The 4,413-nt window shown below is 74.3% G+C and carries 2 protein-coding genes; both read left to right on the top strand.

Annotated elements, in window-relative coordinates; genetic code table 11:
- The first annotated feature begins 16 nt into the window (after window positions 1-16).
- Window positions 17-2,068 (top strand): PIG-L family deacetylase, encoded by a 2,052-nt coding sequence (locus ACFXA3_RS36720; protein WP_385194538.1) that lies wholly within the window; start codon window positions 17-19, stop codon window positions 2,066-2,068.
- Between the two features lie 275 nt (window positions 2,069-2,343).
- A partial coding sequence (locus ACFXA3_RS36725; protein ID WP_385194540.1) for a PIG-L family deacetylase occupies window positions 2,344-4,413 on the top strand: 2,070 nt, incomplete at its 3' end.

The raw sequence follows: 4,413 nt of genomic DNA on the forward strand, positions 1-4,413 counted from the left end.
TCTGGGGGGGGTCTTAATGGCGGTGGCCCTGGCCGCGGCCACCGCCGCCACCTGCATGCTCGTCCTGCGCGGCAACGAAGCCCTCAGCGGCATCGAGCACCGCCCCGCGGCCGTCCCGGCGGCCCGCGCCGACGCGCCCGACCCCGGCCGCGTGCTGCAGATCGTCGCCCACCCCGACGACGACCTGTACTTCATGAACCCGGACCTGCGCTATTCCATAGCCGCCGGCCACCCCGTCACCACCGTCTACCTCACCGCCGGCGAGGCGGACGGCATCAACGCCACCGAAGGCAAACAGGCCACCACCGCGCCCAACAAGCCCGCCTACGCCGAGGCCCGCCAGAACGGCATCCGCGCCGCCTACGCCAAGATGGCCACCGGCGACCGCGGCAGCGCCTGGAAGCGCACCGTCGTCCCCACCAAGGGCGGCGGCCACGCCGAGGTCGACGTCCTCGTCGCCAAGCCCGAGGTCAACCTCGTCTGGCTGCAGATGCGCGAGGCCGGCACCGTCTACGACAGCGCCCCCGACAGCCTGCACGGCCTGTGGGACGGCAAGGTGGCCCGGCTCGATTCGGTCCTCGCCTCCGGCACCCCCGTCAAGCAGCGGTTCTCGTACTCGAAGGAACAGGTCGTCCAGACCATCACCGGCGTCCTGGAGCAGTACAAGCCGACCACGGTCCGCGCCCAGGACCCCACCCCCGGCCGGTTCCCCGACACCAAGCGGTACACCGACCACCAGGACCACTTCTACGGCGCCCGCTTCGCACAGGCCGCGCTGGCCGCGTACGCGAAGGACGTCGACGCGAAGCAGCGCCCGCACTTCGCCGTGCAGAACTACGTCGGCTACTTCAACGGCTCCCTGCCCAGCGCCCTGGATCCGGACGAGGCCAAGGAGAAGCTGGACATACTGGACACCTACGCCTGGCTCGACAAGCAGAACCACTGCGGCAGCAACGCCGGCTGCGGCGACCTCAAGGTCGCCGACCATCCCGCCGGCAACGGCTGGACCTCCACCGTCAACTACGCCCGCGGCACCAGCACCTCCTGGCTGGTCTCCGACCAGGAGCACGGCCTGTGGGCGTTCAAGGTGCTCGACGGCCAGGTCGCCGTCTGGCACCGCTCCGGCCCCATCGGCGCCTGGACCGGGCCCCGCCTGCTGCCCGGCACCGGGATGGACCCGGGCGTGTCCACGGTCACGCTGCCGGACGGGCGGATAGCGGCCTTCGGCACCCGTACGTCCTTCGGCGCACGGCCCGCGGACTACCGGCGCGAGGTCGTGTACGCCGTCCAGAAGGGCCCGGGCGCGCAGGAGTTCGGCGACTGGCAGTCGCTGGGCACGCCCGAGACCGCCGACGAGAACTGGACCTCCGACATCAGCGCCCCCGCCGTCTCGGTCGACGGCACCGGGCAGTTGGCCGCGTACGTCCGCGACGGCGCGGGCACCCTGCGCGGGCGGGTGCAGGCCGCGAACGGCGGCTGGGGCCCCTGGGCGCAGTACGGCGGCACCGGCCTGCACGGCACCCCGGCCACCGCCACCGACGCCGCCGGGCGGCGCATGGTGTTCGTCGCGACCACCAAGTCGGTGCTGGGCTGGGTGCAGCCGAAGCCGGGCGCGCCCCTGGGGCCGGCCACGGCCACGGGTCTGCCGGACACGACGCTGCCGCTGACCGCGGAGGCGCGCGAGGGCGGGGTGCGGCTGTGGTTCCGCAAGCCGGGCTCGGGCAATGTCCGCACCGCCCTGGTGACGGGGGACGGCGGGCTGAAGACGAGCGGCCCGACCGACCTCGGCGGCCTCCAGGGCTTCGGCTCGGTGACGGCGAGCGGGCACGTGCTGGCCGGCCGCTCGGCGGGCGGCCGGCTGGGCTCGGACCTCGGGGCGGGGCGGCCGTGGGAGCGCTCGCCGCTGATGTTCGTCGGGGACCCGTCGTCCGCGGTGACGGGCAAGGACACGGTCAGCCTGGCGGTGGTGGGGCTCGACGCGCGGCTGTACGTGACCTCGTCGGCGGACGGTTCGCACGCGTACCTGGCGCCGTGGCTGCCGGTGGGCCCGCGCAACGCGACCCCCTGACACCGCCTCGGACCGGTCCCGTCCGGTTCGGTCCGGCCTGGCCCCGTCCGGTCCGGTTCGGTCCGGCCCGGTCCCGTCCGGTTCGGTCCGTCCGGTCCGCGGGTCAAGTGCGTCCACATCCCGGGCACATGTCACCGGATCAGAAACGCACGGGCACAATCACGTCCGGTCGTGTCCGGAAAGCAGCAGTCATCGAGCGCATCGGTGAACCAAGTCTCCCGATCTGGCCTCTCACTCACTGCAACGACCGTCCGGAACGACCCAAGGCGTGACCGATGCCGATTGCCCGTCGCCGCTTCCTGCTCGCAGCCCTCCTTCCCGTCCTCACCGTCGGTGCCACCGGCGTGCTCGCGGTCGCGACCGGCCAGCAGACCTCGGCCGAGGCCACCCAGGAGAAGAACCCGGCCGCCGCGCTTCCGGCGAGCACCACCTCCGGATCGGTCGTCCAGATCGTCGCCCACCCCGACGACGACCTCTTCTTCATGAACCCGGACCTCAGCCGCTCGCTGGCCGCCGGCCTCCAGCTCACCACCGCGTACCTGACCTCGGGCGAGGCCGACGGCCGCAACGAGGCCAACGGCGCCGGCGCCAAGGACCCGGAGCAGCCCGCCGACCGCGCCCACTACGCGGAGGCCCGGCAGAACGGCATCCGCTCCGCGTACGCCCAGATGGCCACCGGGGACCGCACCAGCCCCTGGAAGCGCACGGTCATACCCACCGCGGGCGGCGGACGGGCGGAGCTCGACGTCCTGATCGCCCGGCCGCAGATCAACCTGGTCTGGCTGCAGCTGCGCGAGGCCCGCAACCCCACCGCCGAGAACCCGGACAGCCTGCGCGGCCTGTGGAACGGGAAGATACCCGCGCTCGAAGCCCAGCTGACCTCCGGAACCCCCGTCAAGCAGCCGTACACGTACACCAAGGACCAGCTGGTCCAGGCGATATCCGGGCTGCTCTCGCTGTACAGGCCGACGACGATACGCATGCAGGACCCGACGCCGGGCCGCTACCAGGACACCGGCAAGTACACCGACCACCAGGACCACATGTACGGCGCCCGCTTCGTGCAGGCCGCCACCGCCGCGTACGCCGCCCAGGCCGGGGACCGCCCGCGGTTCTCGGTGCAGAACTACCTCGGCTACCACAACGGCACCCTGCCGCACGCGCTGGATCCGCAGACGGCCGAGACGAAGATCGGCTACCTCAAGACGTACGCCTGGGTCGACCACCAGAACTACTGCGGCAGCCCCTCGGGCTGCGGCGACCGCAAGGTCGCGAGCAGCCCCACCGGCCGCAACTGGGCCCAGTCGCTGCGCTACGCCCGCGCCGACAACACGTCCTGGCTGGCGGCGAGCGGCACCGGCCGGCTGTACGCCTTCGCGGCGCTGGACGGGCAGATGGCCGTCTGGACCCGGCAGAGCGCCCCGGCCGGCTGGACCGGCCCGGCCCTGCTCCCCGGCACCGGCATCGACCCGGGCGCGGGCACCGCCCGCCTCCCCGACGGCCGCATCGCGGTCCTGGCCACCCGTACGCACCTCGGGCCCGCGCCGGCGGACTACCGGCGCGAGGTCGTGTACGCCGTCCAGTCCGCGCCGGACGGCCCGTTCGGGCCGTGGCAGGCGCTCGGCACCCCCGAAGGCGCCGACGACGACGGCACCTCCGCGATCAGCGCCCCCGTGGCCGCCGTGGCCCCGGACGGCCGGCTGACCGTCTACGTCCGCGACGCCCACCGCACCCTGCGCGCCCGCGAGCAGCAGCCGGACGGCGGCTTCGGCCCCTGGCAGCGCCTCGGCGGCGAGGACCTCCAGAGCGACCCGGTGACGGCCGTCGACGCCGCGGGGCGGCACCAGGTGTACGCCGCCACCACCAAGTCGGTGCTGGCCTGGACCCAGCCCACCCCGGGCGCCCCGCTCCAGGGGCCGTTCCCGACGGGCCTGCCGGCCACGACGGTCCCGCTCTCGGCGGCCCCGGAGGGCGCGGGCATCCGGCTGTACTTCCGCCGCCCCGACTCGGGGACCGTCCGTACGGCCCTGGTCACGGCGGGCTCCGGCAAGCCGCAGGTCTCCAGCGTCTCGGAGACCGGCGGCCGGGCGGGCTACGGCGCGATCGCCGTCGCGGGCCGCCTCCTGGCGGGCCGCGCGGAAACGGGCACGATCGGCACGACGGGCCTCGGCGGCCCCCCGGCGTGGACGGAGTCGAAGCTGCTCTTCGCGGGCGCCCCGGCCGGCATCCTCGAACGGGCGGGCGCGACGACGACGGCGGTCCTGGGCCTGGACGCCGAACTCCACAACACCACCACGCCCCCCCCCCCCCCCCCCACCCCCCCCCCCCCCCCCCCCCCCCCCACC

Source organism: Streptomyces sp. NPDC059456 (genome assembly GCF_042750055.1).
Taxonomy (GTDB): Bacteria; Actinomycetota; Actinomycetes; order Streptomycetales; family Streptomycetaceae; genus Streptomyces.

What these genes read in the sequence shown, in the direction of transcription:
- ACFXA3_RS36720 (WP_385194538.1), top strand. Translation starts at nt 17, where the DNA reads ATGGCGGTGGCCCTGGCCGCGGCCACCGCCGCCACCTGCATGCTCGTC.